We start from the raw sequence: 16,400 nt of genomic DNA on the forward strand, positions 1-16,400 counted from the left end.
GCTCCTCATTTGTTGTATTGTGAAACGGTGTTCGTAGCGCCCGAAAATCACCCGGGCGCTCCAAACTCTCTTGTCCGTTGTTCCAATTGTCCCGCTCTACTCAGTCGGGTTCGAGCTTTGCCAAAATTTCCTTCTTCAACCCTGCAAGGCTACTATTGAAGGCATCGTTCCAAACATCCTCTTGAGCGAATTCGCTTTGCCGGCTCGTCATCAGAAGTTCGAAATCTCTGCAAATCTCTTCAAGCTCAGCGTCCGTTTTTCGGCGCTTCTGAATTTTTTCTGCAAGTCCACCAAAGTGCTTCTCGAATACTCGCATGTGCCTATCGAACCCATTAGCTCCCGCTAAGATCACATTACCAACCGCTGAAGCCAGTGGGAGTTTCACACGGTGAGAAAGGGGTGAAAATCCTTTCAATTTGACCGTCTATCAGTAGTCTGCTGGCATGGGTCCTAGGGAAACTACAGCCAACAAGCACCCGCTTTGGTCGGGGCCTCTGGAGTTGGAAGAAGTTCGTGAAGAGCTCAATCGCGTGAAGTCCAGCGAGCTTTTCAAAGGCGCGATTCGGCTCTCTGAATTGCTGGACTACATCGTAGAACAGAACCTTCTTGATTACACACGAAAGCCACTCGCCAAAACAATCGCCGAGGATGTCTACGGCAGACCTCCGGATCAAAATGGTGACAGCCATAACATCGTTCGGGTTGACGCTGGGCGTCTCAGGCGCCGGCTTGCACAGTATTTTGCCGGCCCGGGAAGAGACGATCCAATCCATATTCATATCGATCCCGGCGGGTATGTACCTCGTTTCGAGCTCAGGTATCCAACGGACACTCAGACTGAGGAGGCTGCGACAGATTTACAACTCGATAGCAGATGGAAGAGCAGGGCGATTCAGTTTGCCGTTAGCATCTTTGTGGCGCTTGGTGTCGGTTTAGGCTTGGGGATCACGATCAGTTCTATGGGAGAAACCACGACCGACGTGTCCGGACAATTCGAGACCTCAAATGATCCCACGCTAGAGGCAGAAAGGCGCGCACATCTGGCTAAGTCACCGTCTAGCCTTCAAGCGGTGACGCTGTCAGATCAGGCGCGGAATTTGATTTTTCCCATGATTGAGCGCGCACAGCTTGAATTAGCTCTGGCCATGTTCCGTCATGCTATCGAGAAGGATGAATCCTACTTTGGTGGATATGCAGGTGCATCTCAGTGTTTGGCCGCTCTTGCGATTTTCGCGCCAGACGGTCCTGAGCGTTCTGCGCTGCTAGAGGAGGCACGCCATTTGGCCAACCAAGCCGAAGTTCTATCACCTGCCAACTCATGGACGCAATCGGCGCTGTCTTGGGTTGACCTTGCCGAAGGAGATACAAAGCGAGCTACGGAACACGCAGACATTGCCTTGGATCTCGCCCCTAAGGACGGCAACGTTCTAGATTTCTACGCAATGGTCATGCTGGCGACTGGCGACTTTGACGCTGCACTCGCCGCGTCGACGAGCGACCGTCCGCGGACATCAGGCTTAGGACGATTTGCAAACAAAAGTATCTATGGCGCTGCTAGCTTTCACGCAGGAAAATACGAGCAAGCCATCGACGCTCTCAATGCCGCCACCCGCGCTGGAGATCCGATTTCGGCTCCCACTTTGATCTACCTCGCAGCAGCGAATGCGGCGCTCGGAAATCAAGCAGAGGCCTTGGCATTGGAGGCAGACTTAAATCAAAACTGGCCGACAATTGACGCTGTTACCCTTTTGGATCGCCTTTATGTGAACTCAGAGCAGGTTCGCGCCTTAACTGATCACCTAAGTACCATACCTCAAAGGTGAGCTTTGGGCTCAGAGAAGCCGTAACCGCGGAACAGTATGTAAGGGTTGGACAAAGGACTGCTTCGGGCTCGAAGCCGTCATCCGACAGCATTAGCGATGAGACTGGTTTGTGGTTGCGAGCGGTCATTGGGGCCGCTCTCAGGATTGGTCCGACATCGGCCCTCCCAGCACTATTCAACGAGCTTCCAAGCTTGACGCTGAGGTTCTACCGTCGCCTGACCCTCTCTCGATTACGCTCCCGACGTTCGATGTTGATCCGGTGGTCGCGACCCAATGCCCGGTAGAACCCCAGTCCCTTGGACCAGTTCAGAAAATGCGCAAAGCTATCGACCTGATCGTCGTTACGCCCGCGTGGAAAGGACTGAAGCTCTCGTTTGAATACCGGCAGCCAGGGTGCGTCTGCAGGCAGATACACCTTGCCCTCTTCGACAGGACCGCAAGCGGACTGGAACCGGGTTTCCTTGTCCTTGTCGGGTTTAATGCGTTCGTAGCGCCGACGGTCATCACGAAACAGCTCGTCCAGAAGCGGTTTACCGGAGGCCGCATCTTCGATCAAAACACGATCCGGATCCCAAAGGCCGACAAGCTGTAGCGCCTTGGCTTTCAGGTCTGGGTAGTCCACCTGCCCGCGCCAGACGTCGAGAAGGTACCACGCATTTTCGCGGAATCCCCAGGTTGTACAGGCCGAGAAGTCGGACCGGGGATCCGCTGACATGCCCGTATCCCAGCTTTGAACCACCAGTTGGAACCAGCGACGATTTTCGATGGTCTCATAAATACTGAACCACTCCCAGCGAAGGGGCGATCCGTCTGGTGCAATCGGGTTCTGCTGATACTGGCAATTGAACACGGCTGCGCCCATTTCACGGCGCTTGGTATCCAGCGTTTGCTGATCCAGGCGCGACGGGCAAAGGAGATCACCCGGTTTGCGGTGCATGGCCCTTCCACGCCCAAGAGGCACCGTCTCATATTCTTCGGCGATGGCAGACAGATTCAGGTGCCGATAGGTACCGCGTTCAAGCAGGTAGCCTGGCGGATCCATCTCGTGCAACCGTTGTGCAACCATAACCACACGCCCTTCGGCCGGGTTGTCAAAGCGCGACAGCAAGGTCCCCTCAATGAACTCCTGTGCCTTGACCAGCTCGGCTTCGGAACCCGCATCACCAGCTTTCAGCAGGTCATCGATGATGATGTAATCAGCGCCATGGCCAGTAACAGAACTGCCGATGGAGACAGCCTTGCGACTGCCTCCCTTTGTGGTGCGGATTTCTTCTGAGGAGTTGCCCTTTTGGGCCAAAACCGTTTCAGGGAACATTTCCCGGTACCAGCGCGCGGACATGATCCGACGACAATCTTCAGAATGCTTGCGCGCCAAATCCAGCCCGTAGCTGGCAACAATAATCTTGGCGCTGGGTGAGTGCCCCAGAAGATAAGCGACATATGCAACGGCCACGGTGACCGATTTCAGGCAACGTGGCGGGATGTTGATGATCAGCCGCTTGTTTTCGCCTTGGCGGACATTGTCCAACTCATGGCACATGGCACGCACATGCCAAGCCGGATCAAAGCTGCGGTCAGTCCCTTGGTGCAGCGTGTCAAACACACGCCACACGAAAGGAAAGAAATTGTCCCGGCAAACCTCGCGAGCGGCTTGCAGGACCATTTTTGGATCAGGAGTCGTCATCTTCCGCCTCCTCGTTTTCCGGACCACCGTCACCGTCCAGTTGGCTGGAAAAGAAATCCCGGAGGATGTCATAGTCAACTGCCTCCGGCCCATTCACTTCAGAGCCAGCCTGTTCGCTCCCATCATCTGGACCGCCGAACAGATCAGCGTCGACCTTGAGAAGCGCCATTAGCAATTTCGTGTCGCCCTTCAACGCACCGGCCGTGAGCCGCTTTGCAATTGCCTCCGCCTTGGAAATCCGAGCTTCGTTGTTGCCTTCGCGGACGGTGATCTTGGCTTCCAGTTCGCGTTTCAAGCTAGCATTCACCCCTTTGGCACCTTTTGGTCGTCCCTTCGGATTGCCGGAGCGGCCTTTCTTGAATTGGGTCGCTTTGGGCGGCTTGCCGTAGCCCACCTCATACTCTTTCGTATCGTCAGACATGATCCACCTCCTGCTCTGAAGTGGTGTCGTTGGCTGCAGAACGCGTATCGAACGTTTGCCCCGTGACAGCATGCACCGCGCTTTCACCGGTCATCTCCTGCCAACGGTGGATGGCGACATCGACGTAAACAGGGTCAAGCTCAATGAGCCGCGCCCGGCGCCCGGTTTTCTCAGCTGCCAGCAAGGTCGCGCCGGACCCGCCAAAGACGTCCAGCACGACATCGCCGCGATGACTTACATCCATCATGGCATCTGCCATCAAAGCTGTCGGCTTCACCGTGGGATGATCAGCGAGATCCGCTTCGCGTCCTGCCCCAAAGCTGTTCACACCGGCGTAATCCCAGACATTGGTGCGGTTGCGCCCATGTTTGCCCAGTTCGACATTGTTGATATGCGACGCGCCGGGCTTCTTAAAGATTGCGACCAGCTCGTGTTTGGAACGATAAAGGCTGCCCATCCCTCCGTTAGTCTTATTCCAGACGCAAAGATTGATGAGATCCAAGCCGCCTGCCTTGCCGGCCGCAATCAGTTCTTCAATGTGACGCCAGTCCATGCAGATCATCGCAATGCTTCCGTCCGGCAAGCAGTCAAACAGCCGGGTGACCACGCCTGAAAGAAAGACGCGGAACTCACTGTTAGACATTTCACCCGACGCCATGGCAAACTCGCGATGTTCGCCACTGATGCCACAGCGGACATGCCCATTGACCGGTACGTTGTATGGAGGATCGGTGAAGACCATCTGCGGGCTCTCGCCCTTCAGCAAAGTGTCGTAGCTCTGGGCTTGCAGGGCATCCCCGCAGAAGATGCGATGATCTCCAAGAACCCAAAGATCGCCCGGCTGAGTGATTACGGGTGCCGCAGGGTCCGGGGCCTCTACAGTCTCCGCTTCCGTCTCCGTGGCCTCGCCCGCGCCGTCGATGATGATGTCGATCTCCGGCGTCTCAAACCCAGTGATATCGAGGCTGAAGTCCAGTTCACCATCAAGGCTGAGATCCATCAACTCGGCAAACTCAATCTGGAGGGCCGCTTCGTTCCAGTCGGACAATTCCGCCAGCTTGTTATCCGCAATGCGCAGAACGCGCACTTCTGCTTCTGACAAGTGATCCGCGACAACTGTCGGCACGGACGTCAACCCCAGAGCCTTGGCGGCCTCATAGCGGCCATGACCCGCGATGATTGTGCCCGAACCATCCAACAGGATCGGGGTGACAAAGCCAAACTGGGCCACCGACGCCATAAGCTTGTCGATGTTCTTGGCTGCATGCACGCGGTTGTTGTTGGCGTATGGCTTGATCTGGCTGATCTGAGATTGGACGACTTTGTCCGCCATCCAGATCGGCGCATTGGACGCCGTGGCGTCGCTCTGTGGTTTCTTGGCAGGCATGTTCGCCTCCTTTTGCTTGGCGCCATGTGGACGCCGAGATGGAGGGATCGCGTTGGAAAATCGGAGAGAGCACAAATCGCAACTCCCCGGACCAATCGATCCGAGACGTTGCTCCTTTGAATGCTCTCTGCGGAAACCTGTGTTTCCAATGAGTGCTGCCTGCGGGAGCAGTTTCTCGCCCTGATAGTCCGGGCGATTGAACAAAATGTAGGTTTCATCAATACAGGATGCAACCCCCAAAACAAAAGTAACCAATTAAGATTGTTGACTAATAATCGGGGGTACGGCAGCAGCGCCCTGCAAAACACACCCCTCCTGAGGCTGCTCCAGAAAGAGCTGGACTGTTGCTATGAACCACGCATCACTGAACCCACGCCCGAGTCATTCGGGCGCTCCTCGGTACTGGGGTTCCGTATCTCGCCGACCCAAGATTAGAGGAGACAGTTCATGCCCAAGCGGAAGCAAACTAAAATTGACAAGGTGCAAGCTTTGTTGCGTCGCCCGAGCGGCGCCAGCCTTGAGGCGCTCTGCAAAGCAACGGGGCGGCAGCCTCATTCGGTCCGAGCGGCTCTAAGCGGTCTGCGGAAAAAAGGCGTCACAATTGAAAGGCGGGCATCCGACAAACCAGATGGTTCTTCCACCTATCACCTGACGGTGGGAACAGGAGAAGAGTCATGACGAAGACTGGCGAAATTGCCGATCTGGCCGCCATGGGGCGATCGGATCTGGTCACGCTTTGGCAACAACTGTTTGATCAACCCGCACCCGCCATGCTCAGCCAACCCTTCCTGCGCCGTTTTATCGCCTTTGAGATGCAGTCCCGCCGTCATGGCGGGCTATCCCGGCAGGTCAAAGCCACGCTGGAAAAGGGCTCTGAGAAGAAACCCCGGCCTACATGCCCTGCCCTAAAACCCGGCGGGCGCCTGCTGCGCGAGTGGAATGGCGTGACCCATGTAGTCGACGTTACAGAGGATTGCTTTGTCTGGAACAGTTGGTCCTATCGCTCTCTCTCGGCCATCGCCCGAGAAATTACCGGTGCGCATTGGTCAGGTCCGCGTTTCTTTGGGCTCACCGGCAAGGGGGCCAAATGAGCCCGCGCCGTAAAATCCTATGCGCCATCTACACGCGCAAGTCCTCAGAAGATGGTCTGGATCAGGACTTTAATTCGCTGGACGCGCAATACGAAGCCTGCGCAGCCTATGTCACCAGCCAGCGACATGAAGGCTGGACCCTATTGCCAGAGCGCTACGATGACGGTGGCCTGTCGGGCGGCACAGTCGAACGCCCCGCCCTGCAAAGCCTGCTTGACGAGATTGATGCAGGGCGTATCGACTTGGTGGTGGTCTACAAGATCGACCGGCTGACCCGATCGCTCGCCGACTTCTCCAAGCTGGTCGACCGGCTGGAACAGGCGAACAGTTCTTTTGTGTCCGTCACACAGGCCTTCAACACTTCTTCCTCCATGGGGCGACTGACTCTCAATGTGCTACTGTCCTTTGCTCAGTTTGAACGGGAAGTTACCGCCGAACGTATTCGCGACAAGATTGCAGCGTCGAAGAAGAAGGGGCTTTGGATGGGTGGCAACCTGCCTCTGGGCTATGATCGTCACCCCGATCCAAAAGCAAGAACGCTGGTGGTGAATGAAGATGAGGCCAGAACCGTCCGGCTTCTCTTTGGTCTTTATGAGGAACTGGGGTGCCTGCGCAAGGTAGAAGAACGGGCAACAGCAGAAGGGTTGCGGTCAAAACGGGTAGTTCGAGCGGATGGCAGCGTGAAGGGGGATTGTCCGCTCTCACGCGGTCAGATCTATTACCTGCTGCGCAACCCGGTTTACATCGGAAAAATTCGCCACAAGGATAAGATCTGGGACGGACAACATCCGGCGATCATCGACAAGGGCATCTGGGACCGGGTGCAGGAAAAAATGCGCCAAGCGGCGCAACGATCTCGTGCAGACCCTTCACCCAATGCACGCCAACGTTCCAATGACCCCGGCGCCTGGCTCACCGGTCTGCTGCAGGACGAAACTGGTGATCGGTTGACGCCGACCCACACCACGCGCAAAGGCCGACGGTTGCGCTACTATATCTCCAATCGACTGATCTCGGGTGGCAAGGATATCTCTGCCTGGCGACTGCCCGGCCCGGCGCTGGAAAATGCGGTCATTGCTGTCATCGTCGGACATCTGCAAGACGCCGCCGCTGCACACCAGGTACTGGCGCAGCCCGAGGCTGGGTCAGCCAAGGCAGTCCAGACCTCAATTGCCGATCTAGTGACCCGCCTTCAACGCCAAGTCGGTCAGGTCGGCGCTGATATTCTGGCCAGCGGCGGAATCGCACGAGGACAGATCGACCTCGAATTGAACCCCAAAACCCTGGCAAGCGCAATTGGCATCGCGACCGATCATCTGCACCCGGATCTCACACACATCACCGCATCCCTCGATCTGCGCCGTCGCGGCGTCGAGGCCAAGGTCATCGTCGGAGACATGGCACCCCAACCCGATCCCCACCTCCGTTCCATGCTAATCCGCGCCCATAGCTGGGCCCGTGATCTGAAAGCCGGAGTTCAACTGATGGAAATTGCGCGGCGCGAAAGCGTCCCCGGCGCATTTATCCGTACCCGCGCCCAGCTCGCCTTTCTCTTACCGAAGATTCAGGCCGCGATTCTCGACGGCACGCAGCCGCCCGAACTCACACTCAAGCGTCTGATCAGCGTGACCCACCCACTAGACTGGTCCGAACAAGAACGCCTGTTCGGCTTCTGACATCTCCAAGTCCTTCGTCCCTGCTAGAGGGTTCGCCCTCCCTGATCCGTCGGCACAATTCCCTGTTCCCACGAGAAAACTCCCTGTTCCACCTCTTAGGGAATTTGCATCATAAGCCTCTGAAAAACAGACAGTTCTGGCATGTGAAGCTCTGGGTTCTCGACCCATCTAACGAAAATTCCCTGTAAACTGCCGGGTATCAGGGAAATCTGGCCCAAAGCGACCCCGCCAAAATGTGGCACTGAGACTGAGGCTTGAATCGTGCTCCGAGTGTACGGTCTGCTCCGTCTCTGATTGAAAGCGCACGCGCCAACGCGCGGGAATTGCGGCACAATTCCGGGTCAGAAATTACAACTCAAGTGAGACAGATATGAGTGGCGGGGAGACAGGGATTCGAACCCTGGGAACGCTCTCACGTTCAACGGTTTTCAAGACCGCCGCATTCGACCACTCTGCCACCTCCCCGCGTGGGGCCGGGTCTAAGGCCATCGCGAACCGGTGGCAAGACCAAATAGGGAATTCTTGCCGAAGCGCCCGCTGCGGTCTTTCCATGACACTTTGGCCGCGTTATGATCTGCAGGAAAGACCGAAGCAGGCTGGCATCACAGAACCAGCAATCGGCGGCGGGTCTCGGGAAACGAGGCCCAATCAGGCAAGGGATGACAAGATGAAGCGAGCGACAGAGACACGCGCACATCCGCGAGCGTTAGCGACTTTGGCCGTTGTGTCCGTGGTTTTGGTTGGTTGCGATGAGGTGCTTTCCCCCGAAAATGTCTCGGCAGATACCCAGAGCGCCGAATCCGCACCAGACGGTCGGACCGACCTTTTCCCCACTCCAAGCGGAAGCCCGAAAGATGATGTCGAAGCGCCCGAGGTGTTTCAGCTGTCTGAGCCCGGACTATGGGATGGCCGCCCGTCATTGGGCGGCATATGGGTTGCCCACCCGGATGTGACACAGCCTGAACGTGTGCGCGTCAAAAACCCCAAGAACAATAGAACAATCACCGCCGCGTTGTTCCGTCGCGAAAGAAACCTGCCGGGTCCTGAACTGCAGCTTTCCTCTGCTGCGGCCGAAAAACTGGGCATTCTGGCTGGCGCGCCTACACAGGTTGATGTCGTCGCCCTGCGTCGCAAAGCGCCCGAGCCGAAACCTGAGCCGGTTGAAGAAAAGCCCGCAGCCGAAGAGATCCCTGTCGAAGAAACGCAAACCGCAGCAGCGGATGAGCCCAAGACCGACATCGCCGAAAGTGAGGCCGCAGAAGCTGAACAGCCAGCCAAGCTCAAGTGGTGGCAACGCAAAAAACCTGCTGCGGCGGCCGGTGCCGCGACTGCGGCTGCTGTAGCCGCAGATGCCGCGACCGACACGGCCACCGACACAGCGGCGGAAGCAGCCACCGAGGCGGTCGAAACTGTCGCAGAGACGGAAGAACCGACCAAGCCCAAATGGTGGCAGCGCAAAAAACCTGCCACGGCGGCCGTGGCCGCTGATGCTGCGACCGATACGGCGACTGACACAGCGACTGAGGTGGTTGAAACGACGGCAGAAGCAGCATCATCGGCTTCACTGGTGGACCCAGAGGTTACCCCCCCGACTGAACAACCGGCCAAACGTAAATGGTGGCAAAAGAAAAGTCCCGATGAAATCACCGAAACGCCGCTGGACCCGATCGCGGGCGCGGCTGCGGCGATTGACGCGGCAGAACCCACACCGGCCAGCCCCCCCTCTGCCGCAACAGCGGGCGCATCGGCAGCCACGGCGGCTTCGGTATCGTCCTTGTCAAAACCGTTCGTCCAGGTTGGCACTTTCGGGGTTGAAACCAACGCCAATAGTGCTGCCAACAAGATCCGCCGCAACGGAATGCCTGCCGAGGTGCGAGAACTAACCTCGGACGGCAAAACGGTCTGGAGGGTCCTGGTCGGCCCAGCCACGTCGCGCTCGGAACGCAATGCCATGCAGCGCGATGTCAAAGACCTGGGCTTTAACGACGCGTTCACCGTCAAAAATTGAAACCTAGGAGGCCCCCATGCTGTCCTCACTGCGATCATCTGTTTTGACCCTCGGGCTGGCGCTGTTTGCCCTGCCCGCCCACGCTTTCGACACAACCGCCCGCGCGGCCTATGTGATCGATCAGACGACCGGAACGGTTCTGCTGTCGAAAGAAGCAGACCAGCCCCTGCCGCCTGCGTCGATGTCCAAACTGATGACGCTCTACGTCGCGTTTGAGGCGCTGCGCGATGGCCGCCTGACCCTGGGGGAAACCTTGCCCGTGTCGGAACACGCCATGAGCTATGGTGGGTCGACCATGTTCCTGAACACGCAGGATCGTGTCAGCGTCGAAGATCTGCTGCGTGGCATCATCGTTTTGTCTGGTAACGACGCATGTGTGGTGATTGCCGAGGCGCTAAGCCCCGATGGGACCGAGGCCGGGTTTGCCCGCTACATGACACAGCGCGCCAAACAGATGGGCATGGACAACTCGAACTTCGCCAACTCGAACGGATGGCCGGCGGCGGGCCACATGATGTCGGTCCATGACCTTGCCGTATTAGCCAACCGGCTGATCAGCGACTTCCCCGAATACTACCCACTGTTCGCTGAAGAAGAGTTTGAGTTTGATGGCCGTGCGCCGTCTAACAAACGTAACCGCAATCCGCTGCTGAAACTGGGGATCGGGGCCGACGGCCTGAAAACCGGGCACACGCAAGAGGCGGGTTACGGCCTTGTCGGCTCGGCCAAGCAAGGCGACCGTCGGGTTGTCTTTGTCCTGACCGGCCTCGATAGCACCGCCCGTCGCGCAGAGGAGGCTGAGGCCGTGGTTAACTGGTCGTTTCGCAATTTTGTCGAGAGGACAATTGCCGACGCCGAAACGCCGATAGCCGAAGCCCAGATTTGGATGGGCGCAGAAAAGACTGTTGGGCTGGTGCCCGAAGGGGATCTGACCTTGTTGTTCCCAGTTCTCAATGACAAGGATGTCAAAGCTGAGGTCGTCTATGAAGGTCCGATCAACGCGCCTGTGGAAAAGGGGCAGAAACTGGCTGAGCTGGTGATCACACCCGAAGGATTGCCCGAAATCCGTCGCCCACTTTTCGCGGCCAAAGACGTGCCTGTAGGCGGCTTTGTCGTGCGCATGAAAACCGTTGGCGGTATTGTTCTGGAAGACGTGATCGGCAATCCGCTGGAGGCGATGTGACGAAGGCAGGGTTGTTTCTGACCTTCGAAGGTATTGACGGGTCTGGAAAGTCATCACAAGCACGAATGCTTGCCGAACATTTGCGTGGCCTCGGTTACGATGTCGTTCTGACCCGCGAGCCCGGAGGATCTGCAGGCGCTGAAGAGATCCGAAGCCTTGTTCTGGAAGGTGACACGGATCGCTGGTCCGCAGAGACGGAAATCCTACTGTTTACGGCCGCCCGCCGGGATCATTTGGAACGCACGATCAGGCCAGCGCTGGCCGAGGGCAAAGTCGTGATCTGCGACCGCTTCGCCGACAGCACCCGCATGTATCAGGGCCTGTCGCGCGGCGATCTGCGGGGATTGGTCGATCAATTGCACGACCTGATGATCGGGCGCGAACCCGACATGACCGTTTTGATCGACATGGACCCCGAAACCGGGCTGTCCCGCGCCAAGGGGCGTCAGGGAACAGAAGAACGGTTCGAAGATTTCGGGCTGGATCTGCAACAACAGATGCGTGCAGGGTTTCTGGCCCTTGCGGATGAGTATTCCGACCGTTTCCGCGTGGTTGATGGTAACCGGGACATGGACAGTGTTGCACAGGATGTGACAGATATCGTTCTGCAAGCTTTGCGATAGACGATAGATGAGCGACGACACCCCAACCCCGGATCAGGCACCCGGTGCCCCACACCCGCGCGAGACACTGCGCCTGTTTGGTCAGGACGCGGCGGAACAGGCTTTTCTAAGTGCCTATACCTCTGAGCGTCTGCACCACGGCTGGTTGATTACTGGTCCACGTGGGGTCGGCAAGGCGACGCTGGCCTGGCGGATCGCGCGATTTCTACTGGCAACACCTCCGACTGAGGATGACGGGCTATTTGGTGCACCGCCACCGCCCGATAGCCTTGAGATCGATCCTGAACACCCCGTCGCGCACCGTATTCAGGCTGGGGCCGAGCCCGGCTTGGCCGCAATTACCCGATCTCTGAACGATCAGGGGCGGTTGCGTAATGAGATTGTGGTTGATGATATCCGCAAGCTTGGCAAGTTCTTCGGCCTTTCCTCGACTGACGGTGGTCGCCGCGTTGTGATTGTGGATGCCGCGGATGAGATGAATGTCAGCGCCGCCAACGCGCTGTTGAAAATGCTCGAGGAGCCCCCGGCCCGCACCACCCTGCTGCTGATCTCGCACCAGCCGTCGCGTCTGTTGCCGACAATCCGGTCGCGGTGCCGGACACTGCGCCTGTCTCCGCTGGGATCTGAGAATATGGAAGCCGCGCTGATGCAGACCGGCACAGAAATGCCGGGACAGGCGGATCATTTGGCTGCACTGGCTGCCGGGTCCGTGGGTGATGCGGTGCGCCTGATAAACCTGGGCGGGCTTGAGATTTACGCCGAGCTGATCGCCATTCTGGGCACCCTGCCCCGAATGGACCGTCAGCGCGCGCTTGCCTTGGCCGAGACTGCTGCCCAACGTGGCGCGGCCGAGCGGTTTGAACTGTTACTGACGTTGATCGACGTCGCCCTGTCCCGGCTTGCGCTGACCGGTGCAACCGGCGCGGCCCCGATGCCCGAGGCCGCTCCGAACGAGGCAGAAACCCTTGCCCGCCTGTCTGCCTCACCGCAGCAGGCCCGCAAATGGGCAGAGGTCGCTGCAGTGATCACCGCACGTGCGCGTCATGGGCAGGCGGTGAACCTTGACCCTGCCGCTCTGGTCCTAGATACGGTGTTCAAGATACAGGAAACCGCCGGTCAGAGCAGATGAGCAATACGCCCGAAATCACCGACAGCCATTGCCATCTGGACTTCCCCGATTTCGAAGGTCAGCTGGATCAGATCGTGGCCAATGCTACCGAGGCTGGCGTGACCCGCATGGTAACAATTTGCACCCGCTTGCGGAACGAACCAACCGTCCGCGCCATCGCCGAAACCCACGCGCCGGTCTTCTACGCGGCTGGAACGCACCCGATGAGTGCCGCTGATGAGCCGATGGCATCGGTCGATGAACTCGTCGCCTTGTCCCGGCACCCCAAATTTGTAGGTATCGGCGAAACCGGGCTGGATTATCACTATACCGCCGACAGCGCAGCGGTGCAGAAGCAATCCTTGCGGGTGCATATTGAGGCTGCCCAACGCACTGGCCTGCCTTTGATCATTCACGCCCGTGCCGCCGATGACGACATGGCCCGCATTCTGGCCCAGGAACACCGCAACGCGCCCTATTCCTGCGTGATGCACTGCTTTTCATCTTCTGCCGAACTGGCCAAAGCCGCCCTTGAACTGGGGTTCTACTTGTCGATGTCCGGCATCGCGGCCTTTCCCAAAAGCCAAGAGCTTCGCGATATCTTTGCCAGCGCCCCGGTCGACCGCATCCTTGTTGAAACCGACGCGCCATACCTGGCCCCCCCCCCGTATCGCGGCAAACGGAACGAGCCCGCCTATACCGCCCACACAGCGCGCAAAGGGGCCGAGGTGTTTGGGATGGACTACGCCGATTTTGCTGCCCATACGCAGGCAAATTTTGACCGGTTGTTCACCAAAGCAGCGACCTACAAGGCGGCTGCATGACCGAATTGCGATGCACCATCCTTGGCTGCGGATCATCCGGCGGCGTCCCCCGGCTGGGCGGGCACTGGGGCGATTGCGACCCCAAGAACCCCAAAAACATCCGTCGCCGCTGTTCATTGCTGGTGGAACGGGACGGCCCGGACGGTACAACCTCGGTGCTGATCGACACCTCCCCCGACATGCGCAGCCAATTGCTCGACAGCGGGACCGGACGTCTGGATGGAGTTATCTACACCCATTCGCACGCCGATCACGTCCACGGCATCGATGACCTGCGTATGATTGTGTTCAATATGCGCGAGCGCGTGCCCGTGTGGGCCGATGGCGACACGCAGAACGCCTTGTTGGGACGGTTCGGTTACGCCTTTGTCCAGCCCGAAGGTTCACCCTACCCGCCGATCCTTGACCTGAAGTCCATCGACGGCCCGTTCGAGGTGGACGGCCCCGGCGGCCCGATCCCGTTCCAGCCATTCAAAGTCAACCACGGCTCGATCGACTCGCTTGGTTTCCGGATGGGCAACCTGGCGTACCTGCCGGATGTGGCGGAAATCTACGAAGAGGCCTGGCCGATGATGGAAGGGTTGGATTGCCTGGTCATCGACGCGCTACGTCGGAAACCTCACCCGACCCATGCGCATCTGGAAAGGACCCTGGGCTGGATCGAACAACTGAACCCCAAGCGCGCGGTTCTGACCAACATGCATATCGATCTGGACTATGCCACGGTTGATGCAGAAACTGCCGACAACATCACCCCAGCCTATGACGGAATGGTGATCCATCAGGCGCTATAAGACCCCACGCAACCGACCTGGGACGCAGCAATTTTGCGTCGGCCCAGCCTGCAAAGCGGTGCCATGCTTCAAAGTCTGATCGACGTCATTCTACCGGTTTTCCTTGTGATCGGGGCAGGTTATGCCTCGACCCGGTTGGGGTATTTCAAGGAAATTCACATCGATGGATTGATGAAGTTCACCCAGGGCTTTGCAATCCCATGCCTTCTGTTCCTTGCAATCTCGCATCTGGATCTAAGCGCTAGTTTTGATCCCCGGCTTCTGGTCAGCTTCTACTCAGCAGCTGGCCTGTGTTTCACTGCTGGTCTGTTCGGTGCACGGTTGATCTTTGGCCGGGATTGGGAAGATTGCGTTGCCATCGGGTTTTGCTGTCTGTTCTCGAACTCTGTCCTTTTGGGACTGCCTATTACCGAACGCGCCTATGGCCCCGAAAACCTGACCGGCAACTATGCGATCATCGCCTTCCATTCACCCTTTTGCTACGGCGTTGGCATCACGGTGATGGAGGTTATTCGAAATCGCGGCCAAGGTGGCCCCCGCATGGTCAAATCCATCTTGTCGGCCATGTTCCGCAACGCACTGATCCTTGGCATCGCGCTGGGTTTTGCCGTGAACCTGTCGGGTATTGGCATACCTGCGGTCGTGGACGAAGCGCTGGGCCTTGTGACTCGCGCCGCCCTGCCCGGGGCGCTGTTCGCGCTTGGCGGAGTACTTGTGAAGTACAAGCCCGAAGGTGACCTGCGCGCCATCGCCTTTGTCTGCGCGATTTCACTAATGCTGCATCCCAGTCTTGTCTGGTTATTCGGCTCAACAGTTGGTCTGCCGCAAGACCTGTTCCGCTCGGGCGTGCTGACGGCAGCGATGGCTCCCGGTTTTAATGCTTACATCTTTGCCAATATGTACGGACGGGCAAAACGGGTCGCGGCCTCGTCCGTTCTGGTCGGAACCGGCGTCTCGATCCTGACAGTCTGGCTTTGGCTGACATTATTGGGATAGCGTGACGTCCCACGGATTGACTTTGCACCAGCCGGACACACCTAACTGAAAAGCCACAGGATACTCCTAAATGCCGCACGCCCTGATCGTCGCCCACGGCCAACCCTCGGACCCGGCCCCTGCCGAAGCGGCGCTAGCTTCCTATGCGGCAGAGGTCGATGCGTATTGCGATGGCGTCAGCGTTCATTCAGCTACGCTTGCTGCGCCTGGAATGCTGGAGGCTCGTTTGGATGAACTGCCCGACGAAACCGTCATCTATCCCCTTTTTATGGCCAAGGGGTGGTTCGTGACACGTGCGCTGCCCAAGCGTCTGGGTGATAGAAACATCCAAATTCTGGACCCGTTGGGCGTTGACCCAGAACTCCCCGCTTTGGCTGCGGGCGCATTGCTGGATGCGTTATCGGGCAAGGGGTGGGACGCGGACAAAACGGATCTGGTTCTGGCGGCACATGGATCGGGCCGTAGCCGCAATCCATCAGCTGTCGCCATTGAGTTTTCCAGAGAACTGGCCCGGTGCATGACCTTCCAATCCATCCGCGTCGGTTTTGTGGAAGAGGCCCCGTCCATTACAGAAGCCGCGACCGGGACTGGCGATCAATCTCTGTGCTTGCCCTTCTTTGCCAGCACCGGCGGGCATGTTTTGGAGGACGTGCCACAGGAACTAGAGCGAGCGCGGTTCAATGGCCACGTGATGCCGGTTGTCGGAGATCTTCCCCCGATCAAGCGCCATATTGCGGAAATTCTGACACGGGCTATTGCGCTGGATTAACTTAAATACCCGC

General features: G+C 58.1%; 16 protein-coding genes and 1 tRNA gene. 12 read left to right on the forward strand and 5 right to left on the reverse strand.

All coding sequences use genetic code 11. The features are described 5' to 3' along the window. Positions 1 to 100: 100 nt before the first annotated feature. On the reverse strand, positions 101 to 316 hold the full coding sequence (locus AC2FJE_RS06230; protein WP_145975776.1) for a hypothetical protein: 216 nt from the start codon (positions 314 to 316) through the stop codon (positions 101 to 103). A gap of 184 nt (positions 317 to 500) precedes the next feature. Here AC2FJE_RS06230 and AC2FJE_RS06235 point away from each other — a divergent pair, with 184 nt between their 5' ends. Continuing rightward, a complete protein-coding gene (locus tag AC2FJE_RS06235) occupies positions 501 to 1,823 on the forward strand; it encodes a tetratricopeptide repeat protein (RefSeq protein WP_496760782.1) in 1,323 nt (440 codons plus the stop codon). Positions 1,824 to 2,028: 205 nt separating this feature from the next. Here AC2FJE_RS06235 and terL read toward each other — a convergent pair whose 3' ends face one another. From terL to AC2FJE_RS06250, 3 genes are read right to left on the reverse strand one after another with little or no spacing between them, the layout of a single operon-like run. Continuing rightward, positions 2,029 to 3,507 (reverse strand): phage terminase large subunit, encoded by a 1,479-nt coding sequence (gene terL / locus AC2FJE_RS06240; protein ID WP_496760783.1) that lies wholly within the window; start codon positions 3,505 to 3,507, stop codon positions 2,029 to 2,031. Next, positions 3,494 to 3,928: a DUF5681 domain-containing protein gene (locus AC2FJE_RS06245; RefSeq protein WP_271950126.1), complete on the reverse strand. Its 435-nt coding sequence runs from the start codon at positions 3,926 to 3,928 to the stop codon at positions 3,494 to 3,496. The genes terL and AC2FJE_RS06245 overlap by 14 nt, the downstream gene beginning before the upstream one ends. Continuing rightward, a complete protein-coding gene (locus AC2FJE_RS06250; RefSeq protein ID WP_496760784.1) occupies positions 3,921 to 5,315 on the reverse strand; it encodes a site-specific DNA-methyltransferase in 1,395 nt (464 codons plus the stop codon). The genes AC2FJE_RS06245 and AC2FJE_RS06250 overlap by 8 nt, the downstream gene beginning before the upstream one ends. A gap of 447 nt (positions 5,316 to 5,762) precedes the next feature. Between AC2FJE_RS06250 and AC2FJE_RS06255 the strand changes: the two genes are divergently transcribed. The 3 genes from AC2FJE_RS06255 to AC2FJE_RS06265 are packed head-to-tail and all read left to right on the forward strand — an operon-like array spanning position 5,763 to position 8,082. Beyond that, complete coding sequence (locus AC2FJE_RS06255) at positions 5,763 to 5,993, forward strand: DUF3489 domain-containing protein (protein ID WP_496760785.1); 231 nt, start codon at positions 5,763 to 5,765, stop codon at positions 5,991 to 5,993. Continuing rightward, complete coding sequence (locus AC2FJE_RS06260; protein WP_496754871.1) at positions 5,990 to 6,406, forward strand: DUF2924 domain-containing protein; 417 nt, start codon at positions 5,990 to 5,992, stop codon at positions 6,404 to 6,406. The genes AC2FJE_RS06255 and AC2FJE_RS06260 overlap by 4 nt, the downstream gene beginning before the upstream one ends. Next, entirely contained in the window at positions 6,403 to 8,082 is a 1,680-nt protein-coding gene (locus AC2FJE_RS06265) for a recombinase family protein (protein ID WP_496760786.1), read from the forward strand. Before AC2FJE_RS06260 ends, AC2FJE_RS06265 begins: the two co-directional genes overlap by 4 nt. A 375-nt stretch (positions 8,083 to 8,457) precedes the next feature. Here AC2FJE_RS06265 and AC2FJE_RS06270 read toward each other — a convergent pair. Next, positions 8,458 to 8,547 (reverse strand) — tRNA-Ser (locus AC2FJE_RS06270). 202 nt (positions 8,548 to 8,749) lie between these two features. Between AC2FJE_RS06270 and AC2FJE_RS06275 the strand changes: the two genes are divergently transcribed. The 8 genes from AC2FJE_RS06275 (at position 8,750) to AC2FJE_RS06310 (ending at position 16,387) form a co-directional block, all read left to right on the forward strand. Further along, the gene (locus AC2FJE_RS06275; protein ID WP_496760787.1) at positions 8,750 to 10,090 is read left to right on the forward strand and encodes an SPOR domain-containing protein; all 1,341 of its coding nucleotides are present in this window, start codon (positions 8,750 to 8,752) and stop codon (positions 10,088 to 10,090) included. 16 nt (positions 10,091 to 10,106) lie between these two features. Further along, positions 10,107 to 11,273, forward strand: a complete 1,167-nt coding sequence (locus AC2FJE_RS06280) for a D-alanyl-D-alanine carboxypeptidase family protein (RefSeq protein WP_108861555.1) — start codon at positions 10,107 to 10,109, stop codon at positions 11,271 to 11,273. After that, positions 11,270 to 11,896, forward strand: coding sequence for a dTMP kinase (tmk, locus tag AC2FJE_RS06285; RefSeq protein WP_496760788.1), 627 nt, complete (start codon positions 11,270 to 11,272; stop codon positions 11,894 to 11,896). The genes AC2FJE_RS06280 and tmk overlap by 4 nt, the downstream gene beginning before the upstream one ends. A gap of 7 nt (positions 11,897 to 11,903) precedes the next feature. After that, entirely contained in the window at positions 11,904 to 13,025 is a 1,122-nt protein-coding gene (locus AC2FJE_RS06290) for a DNA polymerase III subunit delta' (RefSeq protein WP_496754877.1), read from the forward strand. After that, on the forward strand, positions 13,022 to 13,828 hold the full coding sequence (locus tag AC2FJE_RS06295; protein WP_496704529.1) for a TatD family hydrolase: 807 nt from the start codon (positions 13,022 to 13,024) through the stop codon (positions 13,826 to 13,828). The genes AC2FJE_RS06290 and AC2FJE_RS06295 overlap by 4 nt, the downstream gene beginning before the upstream one ends. Then, on the forward strand, positions 13,825 to 14,622 hold the full coding sequence (locus AC2FJE_RS06300) for an MBL fold metallo-hydrolase (protein WP_472723324.1): 798 nt from the start codon (positions 13,825 to 13,827) through the stop codon (positions 14,620 to 14,622). The genes AC2FJE_RS06295 and AC2FJE_RS06300 overlap by 4 nt, the downstream gene beginning before the upstream one ends. 63 nt (positions 14,623 to 14,685) lie before the next feature. Further along, on the forward strand, positions 14,686 to 15,618 hold the full coding sequence (locus AC2FJE_RS06305) for an AEC family transporter (protein WP_282168765.1): 933 nt from the start codon (positions 14,686 to 14,688) through the stop codon (positions 15,616 to 15,618). A gap of 70 nt (positions 15,619 to 15,688) precedes the next feature. Beyond that, positions 15,689 to 16,387, forward strand: a complete 699-nt coding sequence (locus tag AC2FJE_RS06310; protein ID WP_496760789.1) for a CbiX/SirB N-terminal domain-containing protein — start codon at positions 15,689 to 15,691, stop codon at positions 16,385 to 16,387. Positions 16,388 to 16,400 lie beyond the last annotated feature (13 nt).

The sequence above is a fragment of the Ruegeria sp. CDSC002 genome, assembly GCF_059610905.1.

Bases quoted from the DNA above. Each gene is read 5' to 3' on its own strand.
- AC2FJE_RS06230 (WP_145975776.1), bottom strand. From the start codon at position 316: ATGCGAGTATTCGAGAAGCACTTTGGTGGACTTGCAGAAAAAATTCAG.
- terL (WP_496760783.1), bottom strand. From the start codon at position 3,507: ATGACGACTCCTGATCCAAAAATGGTCCTGCAAGCCGCTCGCGAGGTT.
- AC2FJE_RS06245 (WP_271950126.1), bottom strand. From the start codon at position 3,928: ATGTCTGACGATACGAAAGAGTATGAGGTGGGCTACGGCAAGCCGCCC.
- AC2FJE_RS06250 (WP_496760784.1), bottom strand. From the start codon at position 5,315: ATGCCTGCCAAGAAACCACAGAGCGACGCCACGGCGTCCAATGCGCCG.
- AC2FJE_RS06255 (WP_496760785.1), top strand. From the start codon at position 5,763: ATGCCCAAGCGGAAGCAAACTAAAATTGACAAGGTGCAAGCTTTGTTG.
- AC2FJE_RS06260 (WP_496754871.1), top strand. From the start codon at position 5,990: ATGACGAAGACTGGCGAAATTGCCGATCTGGCCGCCATGGGGCGATCG.
- AC2FJE_RS06265 (WP_496760786.1), top strand. From the start codon at position 6,403: ATGAGCCCGCGCCGTAAAATCCTATGCGCCATCTACACGCGCAAGTCC.
- AC2FJE_RS06275 (WP_496760787.1), top strand. From the start codon at position 8,750: ATGAAGCGAGCGACAGAGACACGCGCACATCCGCGAGCGTTAGCGACT.
- AC2FJE_RS06280 (WP_108861555.1), top strand. From the start codon at position 10,107: ATGCTGTCCTCACTGCGATCATCTGTTTTGACCCTCGGGCTGGCGCTG.
- AC2FJE_RS06290 (WP_496754877.1), top strand. From the start codon at position 11,904: ATGAGCGACGACACCCCAACCCCGGATCAGGCACCCGGTGCCCCACAC.
- AC2FJE_RS06295 (WP_496704529.1), top strand. From the start codon at position 13,022: ATGAGCAATACGCCCGAAATCACCGACAGCCATTGCCATCTGGACTTC.
- AC2FJE_RS06300 (WP_472723324.1), top strand. From the start codon at position 13,825: ATGACCGAATTGCGATGCACCATCCTTGGCTGCGGATCATCCGGCGGC.
- AC2FJE_RS06305 (WP_282168765.1), top strand. From the start codon at position 14,686: ATGCTTCAAAGTCTGATCGACGTCATTCTACCGGTTTTCCTTGTGATC.
- AC2FJE_RS06310 (WP_496760789.1), top strand. From the start codon at position 15,689: ATGCCGCACGCCCTGATCGTCGCCCACGGCCAACCCTCGGACCCGGCC.